The sequence below is a fragment of the Eikenella sp. HMSC071B05 genome (genome assembly GCF_001811325.1).
Taxonomy (GTDB): Bacteria; Pseudomonadota; Gammaproteobacteria; order Burkholderiales; family Neisseriaceae; genus Eikenella; species Eikenella corrodens.
This window is the reverse complement of sequence record NZ_KV804551.1, coordinates 378015-394104: the sequence shown is the minus strand read 5'-3', so window position 1 is coordinate 394104 and position 16090 is coordinate 378015. Positions and strand designations below refer to the sequence as shown.

The 16090-nt window shown below is 55.7% G+C and carries 14 protein-coding genes; 3 read left to right on the top strand and 11 right to left on the bottom strand.

All coding sequences use genetic code 11. The features are described from left to right. Nucleotides 1-240: 240 nt before the first annotated feature. The 8 genes from HMPREF2796_RS08005 to HMPREF2796_RS07970 all read right to left on the bottom strand — a co-directional run bounded on the left by HMPREF2796_RS08005 (nt 241) and on the right by HMPREF2796_RS07970 (nt 9652). Entirely contained in the window at nt 241-987 is a 747-nt protein-coding gene (locus HMPREF2796_RS08005) for a hypothetical protein (protein ID WP_070632717.1), read from the bottom strand. A 276-nt stretch (nt 988-1263) separates the two neighbouring features. Beyond that, nucleotides 1264-2046, bottom strand: coding sequence for a cytochrome c1 (locus tag HMPREF2796_RS08000; protein WP_049258764.1), 783 nt, complete (start codon nt 2044-2046; stop codon nt 1264-1266). Nucleotides 2047-2059: 13 nt separating this feature from the next. Continuing rightward, nucleotides 2060-3652 carry a cytochrome b gene (locus HMPREF2796_RS07995; RefSeq protein ID WP_070632715.1) on the bottom strand — a complete coding sequence of 531 codons (1593 nt, stop codon included), beginning with the start codon at nt 3650-3652 and terminating at the stop codon, nt 2060-2062. Between the two features lie 16 nt (nt 3653-3668). Further along, entirely contained in the window at nt 3669-4262 is a 594-nt protein-coding gene (gene petA, locus HMPREF2796_RS07990; protein ID WP_064084824.1) for a ubiquinol-cytochrome c reductase iron-sulfur subunit, read from the bottom strand. Between the two features lie 302 nt (nt 4263-4564). Then, entirely contained in the window at nt 4565-5314 is a 750-nt protein-coding gene (locus tag HMPREF2796_RS07985) for a Nif3-like dinuclear metal center hexameric protein (protein WP_070632713.1), read from the bottom strand. 195 nt (nt 5315-5509) lie between these two features. Beyond that, nucleotides 5510-6694 (bottom strand): SGNH/GDSL hydrolase family protein, encoded by a 1185-nt coding sequence (locus HMPREF2796_RS07980; protein ID WP_049258761.1) that lies wholly within the window; start codon nt 6692-6694, stop codon nt 5510-5512. Between the two features lie 19 nt (nt 6695-6713). Then, on the bottom strand, nt 6714-7760 hold the full coding sequence (locus HMPREF2796_RS07975) for an SGNH/GDSL hydrolase family protein (protein WP_240070302.1): 1047 nt from the start codon (nt 7758-7760) through the stop codon (nt 6714-6716). 455 nt (nt 7761-8215) lie between these two features. Beyond that, nucleotides 8216-9652 carry an MBOAT family O-acyltransferase gene (locus tag HMPREF2796_RS07970; RefSeq protein WP_070632709.1) on the bottom strand — a complete coding sequence of 479 codons (1437 nt, stop codon included), beginning with the start codon at nt 9650-9652 and terminating at the stop codon, nt 8216-8218. 297 nt (nt 9653-9949) lie between these two features. On the opposite strand from HMPREF2796_RS07970, the gene brnQ reads away from it, so the two are divergent. Then, nucleotides 9950-11281: a branched-chain amino acid transport system II carrier protein gene (brnQ, locus tag HMPREF2796_RS07965; RefSeq protein WP_070632707.1), complete on the top strand. Its 1332-nt coding sequence runs from the start codon at nt 9950-9952 to the stop codon at nt 11279-11281. A gap of 280 nt (nt 11282-11561) precedes the next feature. Here the strand turns inward: brnQ and HMPREF2796_RS07960 are convergent, their stop codons facing one another. The 3 genes from HMPREF2796_RS07960 to rph all read right to left on the bottom strand — a co-directional run bounded on the left by HMPREF2796_RS07960 (nt 11562) and on the right by rph (nt 14079). After that, nucleotides 11562-12461, bottom strand: coding sequence for a Dyp-type peroxidase (locus HMPREF2796_RS07960; protein ID WP_070632705.1), 900 nt, complete (start codon nt 12459-12461; stop codon nt 11562-11564). Between the two features lie 129 nt (nt 12462-12590). Beyond that, complete coding sequence (locus tag HMPREF2796_RS07955) at nt 12591-13199, bottom strand: glutathione S-transferase family protein (RefSeq protein WP_070632704.1); 609 nt, start codon at nt 13197-13199, stop codon at nt 12591-12593. Nucleotides 13200-13344: 145 nt separating this feature from the next. After that, nucleotides 13345-14079: a ribonuclease PH gene (gene rph / locus HMPREF2796_RS07950; protein WP_070632702.1), complete on the bottom strand. Its 735-nt coding sequence runs from the start codon at nt 14077-14079 to the stop codon at nt 13345-13347. A gap of 243 nt (nt 14080-14322) precedes the next feature. On the opposite strand from rph, the gene HMPREF2796_RS07945 reads away from it, so the two are divergent. Next, a complete protein-coding gene (locus HMPREF2796_RS07945; RefSeq protein ID WP_070632700.1) occupies nt 14323-14883 on the top strand; it encodes a pseudouridine synthase in 561 nt (186 codons plus the stop codon). Between the two features lie 80 nt (nt 14884-14963). Next, nucleotides 14964-15833, top strand: coding sequence for an NAD(P)H-hydrate dehydratase (locus tag HMPREF2796_RS07940; RefSeq protein ID WP_070632699.1), 870 nt, complete (start codon nt 14964-14966; stop codon nt 15831-15833). Nucleotides 15834-16090: the final 257 nt, after the last annotated feature.

Here is a 16090-nt window from a genome sequence, read left to right as displayed (position 1 = left end):
TTTGGCAGGTGGAAGAAAGGCTACCTGAAAACCGCGGCGATTGGGTTTCAGGTAGCCTTTTATGGGATGGATGACGGATTTGCTTTTATTGAGAAAATGCTTTTTATTGGCAAGCAAAATGGTAAAGCCGCCCTACTCTGGAGCAAGCTCAAGGTCGGTTGTAAGCGGTGCGGTAGTGAGGCTCAAACAACGTGGGTTGCTAAGTGGCACAAATTGCTCGGCCGTTTTTTCAGGTAGCCTTCAAGCCAGCCAGTCGTAGCATTGTTCCCAAAGCAGGGTTTCCTCCGGCTTTTCGCAGCCGGCCAGCAAGGCTTGCTCAAAAGCGCGGCGAAAGGTGGCGCAGGTGTGCGGGGCGGCGAACCAGACGGAAAGCTTGGTGACTAGATGCTCACGATGCGGGCGATGGTCGGGGAAATAACAGACTTTATCCCAGTCCGGTTCGTTTGCACCATAGGGTATGGTCAGATACAGGCCGATAAATTCACGCAGGGCGTTGGTTTCAGAAGCAGATTTCGTCCATAGGGTGAGCAGTTTATCGGTTACGTCAAGGCCTGCAAAGTGGAACATGACGAGCCATGTGGACAGGCAGCCTTCGTAGCGCGGAGCGGCGATTTGGTGTGCAAACCAGGCGGCAGCAAAACGGTGCAGCCAGCGGATTTCATCTTCCGGCCAGCATTCGGGCAGGTCGCAGCGCAATTTGTCGAGCAGCATTTCGTCGAGAGAACGCACATCTTCATCATTTACCAAGGCCTGCAAAATGCGCGGCAGGAAATGCTTCATATCGCGCGCGGTGGCGGCTTCGTCTGCCAGCGGCACGCTGCCCAGATAACCGGCCAAGTTGTTAGCAGGAATCTCGCGCAGCCGATAACTTAACAACTCGTGCTGGCAGTCTTCTGGCATGCAGCATGCGCAGGTGCAGATGTTGAGTGGGAAATGAACCGTATAAGGGGCGAACAGCCGGTAGGCTTCTTCGATGAAGGCTTGCATTCGGTGGCTCTTTGGTGAAGTTTCAGGTAGCCTGAATTGCTTGAAGGCTAGCTGGAATATGGCTACTGTGGTTTTAAGTATTTAGTATATCAGGTACTTTGGTGGATACCGTTATTCAGCCTTTGGCTTGCTTGGCTGATGGTTTACGATTTCAGGTAGCCTGCACTGGTTTGAGACTAGCTGGAACCAAACTGCCGTTCTGGTTTTTCAGGTAGCCTTTTCTCCCAAACCAAAACGCAGGCTGTTGCCAACCTGCGTTTCTTGATGCGGTACTGCTTAGTGCACGTCCTTCCAGTATTCCTTTTTCAGGAAGTAGGCCAACGGCAGCATGATAGCAAACAGGAACAGCAACACGCCGTAGCCGATTTGTTTGCGTTGCAGCTGCGCGGGTTCGCCCATATACACCAGATAGGCCACGAGGTCTTTGGCGTAGCGGTCGAACTCTTTGGCGCTCACTTCGCCGTTAGGCAGGCGGCGGCTATGCAGGCCGGTGGCTTCCCAATACAGTTTGGGCACCAGGTTGCCGTGTTCGTCTTTCACCATCACGGGCTGACCTTTGCTGTCGAGCTCCACTGCGCGGATACCCTGTTGCTCCCACAAGGGGTGCGGCATGCCGACTTTGTCGAACACCAAGTTGTTCCAGCCGGTGGGGCGGCTCGGGTCTTTATAGAAACCGCGCAAATAGGCGTAGAGGTAATCCGCACCGCGCGAACGGGCAATCAGGGTTAAATCCGGCGGCTCGGCACCAAACCAGCGTTTGGCATCTTCCGGATTCATGGCAGACTGCATCACATCGCCGGTTTTATCGGTGGTGAACATCAGATTTTTGCGGATTTCGTCTTCGCTCAAGCCCAAGTCCTGCAAGCGGTTGTAGCGCATGCCGCTGGCCGAATGGCAGGAAAGGCAGTAGTTGGCGAAAATTTGTGCGCCGCGTTGCAGGCTCACTTGGTCACCCAAGTCGATATCTACATGTTCGTAGTGGCCGCCGCCGGAGGCGTTGGCACTTAGCGGCAAGGCCAACATCAGCGCGGCCAGCCAGTTTTTCCATTGTTTTTTCATTTCGCCGCTCCTGTTAAATGCTGTTGGCAAACAGATACGCACCCGCCAATGTAATGGCTGCATACACGAAGAACATGATTTTTTGGCGGGTAGTGCTCATGGTTACACGTTCCGGCACTGCTTGATCCACATTCAGCTTGGTGTTCAGCAGCGTGCCAACAAAGAAGAAGGCCATATACAGTACTGAGAACACACGGATCAGCAGGGTTTGAATTTGGAACGGGTCGGCGAAAAACAGGCGGGCAAGCAGGTAGAGATCGTAAATACTTACCAGCACTGCAATCAGCATCACGCCGCCCACCCAGCCTGCGGCAAACAGCGCAGCCAATGGACGAGAGCGCAGCTGCTGTGTAAACGCAGCCAGGCTCGGACGCTCAGGACTGGTGTAAATCGGCATACCGAGGAAGAACAGGAAATAGAAAATCGTGAACGATTGGGCAATTTCTGTTCTAAGATCAGTAGCCACTTGCGCACCGAGAATACCTAAACCGATGAAGGCAATCAGGAACAGCACCAGCATGGTTTTGAAGGTGGTGTTGCGGTAGCGCACAGATTTCACCGGCGAGCGATCAAGCCAAGGCAGGAGGGCAATCAAAATCACTGCCGCACCCATGCCGATTACACCCCACACCTGCGTGCCAGCAAACGAAGGAATAGCGCGCAAGATGGCGTAGAACGGAGTGAAATACCACACCGGAGCAATGTGTGCCGGAGTTTTCAGCGAGTTGGCCGGATCAAAGTTGGGGGCTTCGAGGAAGTAGCCACCGCCTTCAGGGGCAAAGAACATGATGGAGCAGAATACAATTAGGAATACCACCACGCCCAAAATGTCTTTCACGGTGTAATACGGATGGAAAGGGATGCCGTCGAGTGGGATACCGTTTTCATCTTTCAGTTTTTTAATTTCCACGCCGTCGGGGTTGTTGGAACCCACTTCATGCAGTGCAATCAGATGTGCCACCACCAGGCCAACCAGCACCAGCGGCACAGCAATCACGTGCAAGGCGAAGAAGCGGTTGAGCGTAACGTCGGAAACGTTAAAGTCGCCGCGAATCCAAGTGGACAAATCCGGGCCGATTACGGGGATGGCGCCGAACAGATTAATGATTACCTGCGCACCCCAAAACGACATTTGGCCCCAAGGCAGCAGGTAGCCCATAAAGGCTTCTGCCATCAGGGCGAGGAAAATCAGTGCGCCACACACCCACACGAGCTCGCGCGGTTTTTTGAACGAGCCGTAAATCAGGCCGCGGAACATGTGCAGATACACCACGATGAAGAACATCGAGGCGCCGGTAGAGTGCATATAGCGGATAATCCAGCCGCCGGACACATCGCGCATGATGTATTCCACTGCGGTAAACGCAGCAGGCAGATGGTATTGGTTCAAGTTACCGTCTGGCTTGTAGTTCATGGTGAGGAAGATGCCGCTGACAATTTGAATCACCAGCACCAGCAAGGCCAGCGAACCGAAAAAATACCAAAAATTGAAGTTTTTCGGTGCGTAATATTCGGTTACGTGTTCCTTCATCATTCTAGAAAGGGGGAAACGCGCGTCCACCCAGTCGAGCAATGCTTTGGCTTTATTATTGGTTTGATTGGTCATGATTTGTTCCCCGGTATCAGCCGTCTTCGCCCACACGGATGGTGGTTTCAGACAGGTATTTATAAGGAGGAATCACCAGATTGGACGGTGCTGGCACGCCTTTGAACACGCGGCCGGCCAAGTCGAATTTGGAGCCGTGGCAGGGGCAGAAGAAACCGCCCTTCCAGTTCGCTCCTAAATCGGCAGGAGCGAGGTCGGGACGGAAAGTGGGCGAGCAACCCAAGTGGGTACAAATACCGATGGCCACCCAGATATTATCTTTGCCTTTAATGGAGCGCAGTTCATTTTGGCAGTATTCCGGCTGCTGGTCGGCAGCAGTGGAGGAGGGATCGACCAATTCACCGTTTAAGGAAGGCAAATCCTTCAACTGCTGCTCGGTGCGATTGAGCACCCAGATTGGCTTGCCGCGCCATTCGGCGGTAACCAACTGGCCGGCTTCGATTTTGCTCACATCGATGTCGATCGGCGCACCGGCCGCTTTAGCCTTTTCCGAAGGGAAAAAGCTGGCAACGAAAGGCGTGGCTACCCCTAGTGCGCCCACGCCGGCGGCGCCGGCAGTGGCCAGCACTAAAAAGCGCCGCCGTTCCTGATTGATTTCTTGGTTAGTCATTACTCAATCATCCTAATACTCTGAAAATCCGAAATACTGAGGCCTTTGCACAACAGCCGTTGTGGCACCGCAGAGCGGTAAACTTTGCAAAGGCCTCAATGCTGCCAATAACGCAGCGGCGTGATTTTACCTTAATCTAAATCAACACTTAAAGCAATATTTGAAATAAAGTAAAGATTTGTCTTACCACGGCAGGTTGCGTGGGCATAAGTGCAACAATGCAACAGCTTGTTCACATGATAAAAATGCAAACAAAGGCTACCTGAAAAACAAAATGTAAAGATTACACTGCCCAGTTCAACTCAAGCCGGATTATCTTCATCAAAGAACAAGCATTCCAGCGGCCACTCCTGTTGCAGCCGTGCCGACAGCGCTTGGATGCCGTAACGTTCGGTAGCATGGTGGCCGGCACTCACAAACAGCACGCCATTTTCCTGCGCCAAATGATATTGCGCTTCGGAAATCTCGCCGGTAACGAAGGCATCTGCGCCCATATCGATTGCCTGTTGGAAAAAGCCCTGCGCCCCGCCGGTACACCAAGCCAGCTTACGCACCGGTCGCGACAAATCACCGGCAGATACCGGTTGGCGCCCCAAACGTTCAGCCAGGTTAGCCAGCAGCGCATTGCCGTCTGCCTCTGCCTCTGGTGTGCCGAACATAAGTAGGTTTTGCTCACCGGTTTGGCCTTCTATGTGCCACCCCATGCGTAATGCCAGCTGAGCGTTATTACCCAGTTCAGGGTGGGCATCGAGCGGCAGGTGATAGCCGGCCATATTGATGCTGTGCCGGATAAGCGTAGCGATGCGGCGGTGTTTCCAGCCGGTGATGGTGATCGGCTCGCTTTTCCAAAACAGGCCGTGGTGCACCAAAAGCATATCGGCATCCTGCGCCACGGCATAATCGATAGCGGCCTGGCTGGCGGTAACGGCACACACGATTTTATGCACTTCTTCCCGCCCTTCCACCTGCAGGCCGTTGGGGGCATAGTCGTGGAATTCGGCAGTGCGCAAAAATTCGTTGCACCAGCGGATAATGTCTTGGCGTTGCGGCATGGTTTGGGCTCCGTAGCGAATGGGTAATGGGCCTTGGGTAATGGGCCTATTGTATTTTCAGGTAGCCTTGGATGTATTGCAGGCTACCTGAAAATTATTGCTTGGGTTACACCGGATTGATTGAACTGCAATCAACTTATTAATTGGATTTCAGGTAGCCTCGTATCTGAGGCTACCTGAAATCGGTGTAGCGGGTTATTTATTAGCCAGTTTGATAAGGTCGTCGGCCAGTTTGCCGGCAGCGGTTTGGTAACCTTGGGCGGTGAAGTGTACACCGTCGCGCGCACCCAAACCTTGTGCCATCCAGCTCTTCATACTGCACGCGCCGCCCATAGCTGCCTGCCATGACCAATACAGGATTTGCTCCTGCTGCGCCACGTCGCGCTGCATTTGCTGCATGGCATCAAGATAAGGCGGGCGTTGGCCGCATTGGCCGTGTCGCCCTTTAAGCGACTCGGGTGCACCAATAATCAGGATGCCGGCGCCGGGCAGAGCTTCGCGGATTTTGTGGATGGTATCGGCCCAAATACGCTTGGTTTGCGCCATATCGAGGTGGCTGTTAAACGCTTCGTTGGTGCCATAGGCCAGGATGACCAAATCAGCCTGGGTGGCCGACAAGTCCTGCTGCCAATCGGCACGCCAGCCGCTCCATTGCGAGAGTTGCGAGCCGTTGATGCCCATGGCGGATACGGTTACGCCGGGGCGGTTGTTTTCAATGTTGATGTGACCGATTTCCCAAATATCGCCGGCTTGGGCGCGGTAGCTGAGCGGTAGCCGGGAGGTAAAGGAAAAATACTGCCAAGCGTTGCTGCCGAGGTTGGGCAGAGAGGCAACTTGGCTGCCTTGCGAATCGTGTACTTTGAGCTCGCTGTCGGCAAACACGGGGCGGGCAGTGATGGTGATCTGCTGGGCTTCGCCGATGGGGGTGCGTGGATTAACGGTTACGCTGCCACCGCCGCCGGAGGAGCGGCTGAGAATACCACCCAGCGGAAAATCGGCACGGGCATTACGGTTGCTCAACACCTGCCAACCGCTGCTGCTATGCAGCACTTGGGCATTACGCTGGCCGGATACGGTGTTGGGATACACCCAGCCGATGCCGCCATCGCCCCACTGCTGCTGCAAACGGGTGCGCAATTCGTTGGTAAAGTAGTCGCCGGCGGTATGGGAGTCGCCCAGCTGGATGATACGGAATTTTACGTCGCCGCCACGGTTGAGCCGTTGCAGCTTGTCGAGCCACACAGGCTGCCAGCTGCCGTAGTTAGTAAGCTCGGCTTTTTCAGGTGTGCCTTGGGCGGCAGTTTCGGCACTGCAGGCCTGGCAGGCGAGCAGGCAGGCGGTCATCAAGGCCAGCTTGCGGCCTTTTTTGGAAAACAACATTACTCTAGCTATCCTTCAATTATGATTTTCCACTCGCCATCACGGTTTCGGAGGCGGCAGGGGTGGCTGGCGCAACAGCATTGGCAGGTCGGTAGTCGATACGGCCTGCTATCTGGTCGGCCAGAAACTGTTGTCCCTTTATGGTGAAATGAATACCGTCTTTGCTGCGCAAGCGGACGGTTTGCCCGTTGATGCTGATGCTGTCGCGGTATTGCCCGTCTTCGCCGCCCATGATTTTATCGGTGGGCAACCAGATGGTTTTCCCGGCCAGCTCGCTGGCAAACAGGCTGTCTAGGTAGCGCATTTGGGCATTGAGTCGGCTGCTCTTCATCAGCGGCACGCCCAGCCAAATAATCTGCACATCGGCGGCCTTGGCGGCTGTCACAATGCGTTCGATACGCTGTCGGTACACCTGTTCCCATTCTGGGCTTTGGAATTTCAGGTAGCCTCGAGTGCCCGGTTCGGGATTGGGGAAATCCCAAGGGTCGTTCGGCCCCAGGAACACCACCAGCAACCTGATTTTTTGATCTTCCCGCAAGGTTTTTTCTATAGTAGCCGGCCAGTCGAAGAAGCTGGGGTAGGACAGCCCGGTGCTTTGGCGGCTAAGGTTGAGTGAATCGATGCCGTATTGGCTGCTCAACCATCTTTGTACATGCGGCGCTACGCCTTCCATCATAGAATCGCCGGCAAAAAATACTTTGTCTCCAGCCGAAAGCTGCACGCGCTCTGGCAGCGGTTTGGGCGCAGTGTTTTGCGCTACAACTGGCGCAGAAGCAGGCTTAGCCTCAGCCTCAGAAGGCACGGTAGGTTCAGTAGGCAATACTACTATACTCGGTGGCGCATGCTCGGCGGTATGCTGCTGGCGCCAGCTTTCATTTTTGGTTTCCAGCCAGCTTAAGGCAGCTTCATGCCGCTCTAGAGCAGCCTGTTGCCAACGGCTGCCACTGCGCCACCAGCCGTAGTCGTTTAGTTTTTCCAAGGGACTGGCGCGGTGGTAGGTTTGCTGCCAATAGGCGTTGATGGAATCTTGGCTGAACCACACCGTGAGCAGCGCAGTGAGCAGCATGGCCACATATAGCCGCCACACAGGCGAAGCAGGTTTGTTTTGTTTATCCGATGCTGGACTGGACAGACTGGCAGCATCTGCTACGGGGCGGGCGGTTTTGGCCGGCCGTACAGTAGCATATTGCGCAGATTTTGGTTTACGCTGTGGCGCTTTATGCCCTGCTCTGGCTGTTTGGCCTGAGGCTACCTGAAAACGAGAGGGCGATGTAGTCTCAGTTTTAGCCGCTTTGGCTGCAGGTTTAGTTTTATGTTGGGCTGCGGCCTTAGCCTTGGCCTGCGATTCGGGCTTGGCTGCGACTTGCTCCGGCATCGATACCGGCAACTCCAACTGCTCTGGGCGTTTTTCCACGCTCGATTTACGGCGGGCAGCTTGATCGCGGTGTTTGTGCTTATTGGCTCTGCGCTTGGCTTTACTGGGGTTCATGACTGCTTAATCCTTTCTTATTATTATAGTTATTAAAAGTTAGCATACATAAAGCCGGGGATGCCGGAAGGAGCAAACACCATCAGCAGCCACATCGCAGCGCCCATCGGCAGCGGCCATGTCCACATCGGCAGGCGTTCCAACAGTGCCACTGCACCATTAAACAGCTTGGCCAAAAGGCCATATGCAGCCAGCGCAAACACCATTGCCCCCAGCACCAGTAGGGTTTCAAACTCCGGTACGCCGCTGCCGCCACCGCCGAACAATGAGCGGAACATCAGCCAGGCATCGGCCAGGCTTGCGGTACGGAATACCACAAAGGAGAGGCAGACAAAGTTGACGGTAAACAGCACCGCCACCAGCTTGCCAAAGCGGGATGAGCCGGATAATTTCTCTCGCCCGCCCAAAATCTTGTCGCCGATATTCAGCCCGACCAGTACCACGCCATGCAATGCGCCCCACAGCAAAAAATTCCAGCCGTGGCCGTGCCAAATGCCGGAGAGCAGCATGGCAATCATCAAATTGACTTGCGTGCGCCACCAGCCTTTGCGGCTGCCGCCCAGCGGGATATAGATGTAGTCACGAATCCAAGTGGAGAGCGTGATGTGCCAACGGTCCCAAAAATCGCGCAGGTTAAACGCGCGCAGCGGCATGGCGAAGTTTTGTGGCAGCTGAAAGCCGAGCAGCATGGCCATGCCCACCACTAAATCGGTGTAGCCGGAAAAATCCATAAACAGCTGAACGGTATAGCCATACATCGCAGTGAGCACCGTGATGGCATCGTATTGCAGCGGGTTTTCAAACACCGGATCCACCCAGTTGCCGCCCAGTGCCCCGGCCAGCCACCACTTTTTGCAGATACCCAGCACAATCAGGCCGATAGCCAATGCCGGGCGGATGATAACGCGCGGCTGTTCGCTGCGGATTTGCGCCGCCATGCCGCCATCTGTGCCGTAGATGCTTTTTAATTGGCCGGCACGGGCAATCGGACCGGAAGTAATGGTGGGGAAAAAGCTGAAATACAGCAAAAGCTCGCGCCATTTGAGCCGCACATCTTCATTGCGGTAGAGCGACACCAAATAAGCCACGCCTTGAAAGGTGTAGTAGGAAATGCCCAGCGGCATCAAAATGCCCAGCGCCGCATCTTGCCCGCCGCGCTGTAACAGCGGCAGGAAAAAATCCACATATTTGAAAAACGACAGATTTAACACCGCCAACAGCACGCCTGCCGCGAGCCATCTGCGCCGTACCGCCTGCGCTTTGCCTTGCGACAAACCGCCTGCAATCAGCGTAATCCCCAACGAAAACACCAATACCGCCACGGCAAAGCCCCAATGCAAATGCCACAGCCAACCCAAACCGGCAAACAGCAACAGCCAATTCTGCCAGCGCGGATGCTTGGCCAACAGCCAGTAAACAGGGAAGAAGCACAGGAAAAAGGCAGCAAATTCGATAGACAGCAGCGGCATAAAATCAGCGCAAGGAAAGAAAGGGTTAATTCGTCGGCGAAAGAGCCGAATTATACTGTTTCCCGCTGCAAGGATAAAGCGTTTTACATATCCTGCATCATGCAAGCTTAAGTTTCAGGCAGATCGGTTTTCAGGTAGCCTCAAGCTGGCCAAAGGCTACCTGAAAACATCGATTTCAACGCAGTAAAAATCCATTTAGCTCACCGCCCTACCCCTTTAGCAGCCAATTCGGTATGATAACGCCTTTTTATCTCGGCTCCAGGCTCTATCCACGCAATAGCAGCCACCAGAAAACTCATGAATAAGAATACCTTTATTATCGGCTTTATGCTGTTTGCCATCTTTTTCGGCGCCGGCAATCTGATTTTTCCGCCCACCCTCGGCCTTAATAGCGGCCCCGAATTTTGGAGCACCCTCCTCGGCTTCGTGATCACCGGCGTCGGTCTGCCGCTGTTGGGCATCGTGGTAAGCGCCTTCTACCACAACGGCTACAAAACCGCCCTCACCCGCATCCACCCTTGGTTTGCCGTCATTTTCCTGATGGCGATTTATCTCACCATCGGCCCTTTCTTCGCCATCCCGCGCACCGGCGCCACCTCCTACGAAATGGCCGTGTTGCCCTTTATCGGTGAAGCCGGCCGCACCTCGCTTCTCGCCTTCACCGTGGTTTACTACGCCATTACCCTGTGGCTGAGCCTGAACCCCTCCAAAATGGTCGAGCGCATCGGCGCCATCCTCACCCCTGCGCTGCTCATCGCCATCCTTGCCCTGATCGGCAAATCTGTGTGGTGGCTCTACGGCAATCCACCCACCATGCCGGCTGCCAACTTTGGCGACCAATCCGCCTTCTTGGCCGGGTTTATCGGCGGCTACCAAACCATGGACGTGCTTGCCTCCGTGGCCTTTTCCGTAATTGTGATCAACGCCATTAAGGCCAAAATGCCGGCGGATCAGCGCGATAACCAAGTGGTGATGAAGCAAACTTTTGTGGCCGGCATCATCGCCGCCGTATCGCTGGCTATTATTTATGTCGGCCTGGCCTGGGTAAGCAACCGCCTGCCCGTGTCGCCTGACACCCTGGCCGACCTGGCTGCCAAACAACAAGACATCGGCTCCTTCCTGCTCAATACCGCCGCCTACCAAACCTTCGGCAGCTTCGGCCGTATTCTGTTCGGCATCATTGTTACCCTCGCCTGCCTCACCACCTCGGTCGGACTGGTAACCGCCGTGGGCGAATTCTTCTACGGCCTGTTCCCGCGCATCCGCTACAGCAGCTACGTCATCGCCGTAACCCTCGTGAGCTTCATCCTGGCCAACCAAGGCTTGAGCGCCGTTATCGGTAAATCCGTGCCTGTGCTGATGGTGCTCTACCCGATTGCCATGACCATTTTGCTGCTGCTGATTATCGACAACTTCATCCGCCCGATGCCCCTGCTTGCCCACCGCCTCGCTACCGGCCTGGCTACTGCGGTTTCCATCCTCTCCGTGGCCGGTACTGGCTTTACCGAGCAACTGCCGTTGAAAGCCTATTCGCTGGAGTGGCTGCCCTTCGCCCTGGCCGGGATTGTGCTCGGCAGCATCATCGGCAAAATGGCCGTCGGCAAACCGGCTGATCAGGAAACAGTTTGATTAATTAGATTGCTTGATAGCGATAAGTAAGGCTACCTGAAACAAACGCGGCGCTGTTCCGCAACGTTTTCAGGTAGCCTTTTATAGTGGATTAAAATTAAGAATGGGACAAGGCGGCGAGCCGCAGACAGTATGAGCAATACGGCAAGTCGAGCCAACGCTGTAGCATTCTTATTTTAATTCACTATATAGCAAGCCAACCCTTGTTCCCATCAGATTAAAGGCTACCTGAAATTCAGGTAGCCTTTGTATTGTCAACCAACCAAACCAATCCGCAGCATCACAGATCAGCCAAGCGCTCCACGCTCGGCGCGTAGTAGTAGGCGCTGCGCTTGGCGGTGGACATATGTTTCAGCAGCAGGTCAATTTTGCCGTCTTTTTCGCCGAACATGAATTTCAGCTGCTCATCGATATTGTGCAGGCTGGCGCTATAGGCAATGAATTGCAGGCCGTGCTCGCCGCTCACTTGGCCGAAAGGCAGGCTGCGGCGCACGATTTTCAGGCCGACGCCGTTTTCCTTGATGTTGGTGCGGCCCAGGTGCGAATCGGGCAAACGGTCTTCACGGGCGAATTCGATGTTATCGACTTTACTGCGGCCAACGGCCTGCTCCTGCTTTTTCACGCTGATACTGTCCCATTTTTTCAGGTCGTGCAGGTATTGTTGCAGCACCACATAGCTGCCGCCCGCGCTTTTCCCTTCGGCAATGATGCCCACGGCAGCGATTTCTTCATCGCCGTGGGGGTTTTCCGTGCCGTCCACGAAGCCGTCCAGCCCACGCTCTTCCGGCATACGGAAGCCGTGGGTTTCGTTTTTCACCTCAAGCGATTCGCCGAAAGCAGCCAGCACCTTTTCTGCCAGCAGATAGTTCAGGCCGGTATGGGTGGATTGGATATGAATCATCACATCACACTGGGTGGCCGGGCACAGGCCGTTGCCCAGCGGCACGAACGGGCGGATTTCTTCGCCTTCGCCGCTGTGGTTTAGGCTGCGCCAGAAGTCTGCACCGAAGGCGATGGTCATGCCCAACTCGTGGCCGTGGAAACGGGTTTGGCAGTCTGCCAGCGCGGCGAGGGCTTCGCAGCAGGCGGTTTTGACTTTGGCCTTATCGCGCACGTCGGCCTCGATATAAATGGCGGCGGTGATGGTTTCCGGGATGATGGCGGTTTGCGGGGTACTCATGCTGGCGATCCTTTCTTATCTTTCGGTATTGTTTTGGCGATGCACGCATTATAACAGCAGGCTACCTGAAAATTTGGCAGCGCTGTTTTTCAGGTAGCCTTTGCCGTATCGGCGGGGATACGGATAGGGCTAAACCAAACCCTGCCGCAGCTGCGCCAAGGTAGCGGGACGGGTTTCCAAGTTTTCCGGCGACACGGCGCGCACGTCGGCGCGGGCGGTGAATTGTGCCAATGCGCTTTGGTTGTCGGGGCTGAGGTGTGGCTGCAAATCGGGCAGGCGGTATTGCATGAACACCAAGGCCATGCCCAGCGCAAGGTGGGCGACATCGCTGCTGACGGCATCCAGCTGCGGGGCGGCGGCCAGGCCTCGGCTGCAGGCGGCACGGGCGCGTTCGGTGAGCGGGTGGTCGGGGGTGTTGTCGGCTTTGAATTTTTGCAAGCCGAAGAGTTTCACCAGCTGGTCGAGCAGGGAGAAGGCAAATGCGGCGGTGGCGGTTTGTTCGGCGGTTTTTAAAGGGTGGCCGAGCAGGAAGTCCAAAATAAACGGGCTGTTGCCGATCACGGTGCCGCTATCGGTTTGCAGCACGGGCACTTGGGAGAAGGGGTTGAGGGCTTGGAGCTCGGCGGGGTTTTCCCACGGGTTAGTATAGGCAATGGCGAAATCAAGATCATGTCGCGGGAGGGCAGCGAGCAGGACAAGGCGGCCGTAGGGGGAAGTGGGACTGGTGTAGAGTTTCATGGGTTTCTCTTGTTTGGGTTATAGGTGGTTTTAACTTCGTTGATACTGCACTTTCAGGTAGCCTGTTCGGTGTTGGGGCTACCTGAAAATGCTGCTTTACCGAAATTGCAATGGACCATGCCGTTAAACCGGCTTTCAGGTAGCCTCAGCCGGCTGCTGCAATGGCGGCTTGCTGGTGTTGCAGCAGTTCGGCAATGCCTTTTTGGCCGAGCGCGAGCAGTTGGGTGAGTGCGGCGGGGCTGAAGGCGGCGCCTTCGGCGGTGCCTTGGATTTCGATGATGTTGCCGGAGGCGGTCATCACGAGGTTGATGTCGCTGTCGCAACCGGAGTCTTCGGGGTAGTCCAAATCGAGCAGGGGCACGCCGCCGACGATGCCGAGCGACACGGCGGCCACGGCTTCGCGGATTGGGCTGTGCGCGAGTTTGCCTGCGGCCAAGAGCTTGCCCACAGCCAGATGCAGGGCGACGTATGCGCCGGTGATGCTGGCGGTTCGGGTACCGCCGTCGGCTTGGATTACGTCGCAGTCAATCAGGATTTGGCGTTCGCCCAGCTGGCTTAAATCTACGGCGGCACGCAGGGAGCGGCCGATCAGGCGTTGGATTTCCTGGGTGCGGCCGGATTGCTTGCCTTGGGCGGCTTCGCGGCGCATACGGCTGGCGGTGGAGGCGGGAAGCATGCCGTATTCGGCGGTTACCCAACCTTGGTTTTTGCCGCGCAGAAAGGGCGGGACGGATTCGTCGATGCTGGCGGTGCAGATCACTTTGGTGTTGCCGCAGGCAATCAGGACAGAGCCGTCGGCATGAGGCAGGAAATGGGGGGTGATGCTGATGGGGCGCAGTTGGTCGGCAGCACGGCCGGTGCGGATGGGGGCTGGGGACATGGTGTTCTCGCTATGTAGATAAGGATTAGGCCTTGGCTTTGGCAGAAATGGCGCTACGCTTCCACTTCGTTGCTGCTTGCGTTTTCAGGTAGCCTCAGCTCAGCCGAGGGCAATTATACCGCCGGATGGCTCGCATTGCTTGGGAATACGGGCGCGGGTGGCTGGAATAGCTTTGATTTCAGCTATATAATCTAGCCATTCCAGCCCAAAAGGCTACCTGAAACCCCAACCGGCCTGCACACCATGTCTGATTTAATTGTTTTCAACAAGCCCTATGGGGTTATCTGCCAATTCAGCCCGCACGAGAAACACCGCTCGCTGAAAGAGTTTATTGGACTGCCCGATGTTTATCCCGCCGGGCGGCTGGACACCGACAGTGAAGGGCTGCTGCTGCTCACGGCCGACGGCCGCCTGCAAGCCAAAATTGCCGACCCGCGCCACAAAACGGTGAAAACCTATTGGGCGCAGCTCGAAGGCAGCCCGGACGAAGCAAAACTGGATTTGTTGCAGCGTGGTGTGGATTTGGGCGATTTCGTTACCCGCCCGGCGCAGATCAGGCTACCTGAAAAATCGGAAACCGACTGCCTGTGGCCGCGTGTTCCGCCGATTCGGGTGCGCAAGAGCGTGCCGGATTTTTGGTTGGAAATCCGCATCAGCGAAGGCAAAAACCGCCAAGTGCGCCGTATGACGGCCAAGGCGGGCTATCCCTGCCTGCGGCTGGTGCGCGTGGGCATCGGTCGGTTGGATTTGTGGCAGCTGGATCTGGCACCGGGTCAATGGCGGCCTGCACCGTGTTTGCCCTAGCTCAATATTCGGCGTAATGGCCGCACTCTCGGTATGCCGTTTGCTTGGCATTTGTCTAATTGAATAACATGAGGTTTGATATGGCAGATTTATCCCAGCAGTTGGCGAAGTGGCAGCATACTGCCCGTTTCCGTTTCCCCCTTTTAATCAAACCACGGGCCGAAGACAGCCATAAAGGCACGTTCGGCACGGTGGCTGTGGTGGGCAGCGCGGCCGGCATGTCCGGCGCCGGGGTGCTGGCGGCCAGCGCGGCCTTGAAAGGCGGGGCGGGCAAAGTATGGCTCGGTTTTGCGCAAAACAGCCTGCCGATACCGTATCTGCCCAATTATCCGGAAATCATGATCACCACCGCCGCGCAGCTGGTGCAACGGCGCGACATCAGCGTTTACGCTATTGGCTGCGGCTTGGGCATGAGCGATGCCTCGTGTCAGCTGTTGGAGCAGACCACGGCAGCGGCCATCCATACTGATGCACCGCTGCTGCTGGATGCCGATGCGCTGAACCTGCTGGCGGTAGAGACTATGTTCTTGCCCAATAATGTGGTACTCACGCCTCATCCGCTGGAAGCGGCACGCCTGCTGGGTATTACAGTGGAAGAGGTGCAGGGTAACCGCTATTTGGCAGCCTCCAATATTGCCGAGCGCTACGGCAGCTATGTGGTGCTCAAAGGTGCGAAAACCTTGGTGTGCACACCAGACGGGCGGATTGTGTATGAAAACGACAGCGGCAACCCCGGCTTGGCAACCGCTGGCAGCGGCGACGTATTGAGCGGCCTGATGGCTGCCCTGCTGGCGCAACATCTGCCCATGCAAGATGCGGCCTGCGCGGCAGTATGGATGCACGGCACGGCGGCAGAGCTGCTGGCCGCCCGCGGCATCGGCCCCATCGGCCTGACAGCGGGCGAAATTGCCGATGCGGTGCGTGAGCTGCGCAATCTGGCAGCGGGTTAGGCTGGATGGACGGCTTGCTCCAAGCATAATTGCAACAATAGAAAGACTACCTGAAAGTTTCAGGTAGCCTTTCTATTGTTTCTATACAAGGCATCAGTTTGCTTCTGCTCTATTGACGCAAGAAGCTGGAACGAATGCAACTTAACAAACCAAGATTTCCTCACATTATTAAAACATCCAAGCCGCCCTTCCCTGTTATCACTCTGCCAAAGCCAAGTAGAAATAGCAAAAGGCTACCTGAAAGTTTCAGGTAGCCT

What these genes read in the sequence shown, in the direction of transcription:
- HMPREF2796_RS07960 (WP_070632705.1), bottom strand. Translation starts at nt 12,461, where the DNA reads ATGAGTACCCCGCAAACCGCCATCATCCCGGAAACCATCACCGCCGCC.
- HMPREF2796_RS07970 (WP_070632709.1), bottom strand. Translation starts at nt 9,652, where the DNA reads ATGCCGCTGCTGTCTATCGAATTTGCTGCCTTTTTCCTGTGCTTCTTC.
- HMPREF2796_RS08005 (WP_070632717.1), bottom strand. Translation starts at nt 987, where the DNA reads ATGCAAGCCTTCATCGAAGAAGCCTACCGGCTGTTCGCCCCTTATACG.
- HMPREF2796_RS07945 (WP_070632700.1), top strand. Translation starts at nt 14,323, where the DNA reads ATGTCTGATTTAATTGTTTTCAACAAGCCCTATGGGGTTATCTGCCAA.
- HMPREF2796_RS07985 (WP_070632713.1), bottom strand. Translation starts at nt 5,314, where the DNA reads ATGCCGCAACGCCAAGACATTATCCGCTGGTGCAACGAATTTTTGCGC.
- HMPREF2796_RS08000 (WP_049258764.1), bottom strand. Translation starts at nt 2,046, where the DNA reads ATGAAAAAACAATGGAAAAACTGGCTGGCCGCGCTGATGTTGGCCTTG.
- HMPREF2796_RS07940 (WP_070632699.1), top strand. Translation starts at nt 14,964, where the DNA reads ATGGCAGATTTATCCCAGCAGTTGGCGAAGTGGCAGCATACTGCCCGT.
- rph (WP_070632702.1), bottom strand. Translation starts at nt 14,079, where the DNA reads ATGTCCCCAGCCCCCATCCGCACCGGCCGTGCTGCCGACCAACTGCGC.
- HMPREF2796_RS07975 (WP_240070302.1), bottom strand. Translation starts at nt 7,760, where the DNA reads ATGCTGCTCACTGCGCTGCTCACGGTGTGGTTCAGCCAAGATTCCATC.
- HMPREF2796_RS07955 (WP_070632704.1), bottom strand. Translation starts at nt 13,199, where the DNA reads ATGAAACTCTACACCAGTCCCACTTCCCCCTACGGCCGCCTTGTCCTG.
- petA (WP_064084824.1), bottom strand. Translation starts at nt 4,262, where the DNA reads ATGACTAACCAAGAAATCAATCAGGAACGGCGGCGCTTTTTAGTGCTG.
- brnQ (WP_070632707.1), top strand. Translation starts at nt 9,950, where the DNA reads ATGAATAAGAATACCTTTATTATCGGCTTTATGCTGTTTGCCATCTTT.
- HMPREF2796_RS07995 (WP_070632715.1), bottom strand. Translation starts at nt 3,652, where the DNA reads ATGACCAATCAAACCAATAATAAAGCCAAAGCATTGCTCGACTGGGTG.
- HMPREF2796_RS07980 (WP_049258761.1), bottom strand. Translation starts at nt 6,694, where the DNA reads ATGTTGTTTTCCAAAAAAGGCCGCAAGCTGGCCTTGATGACCGCCTGC.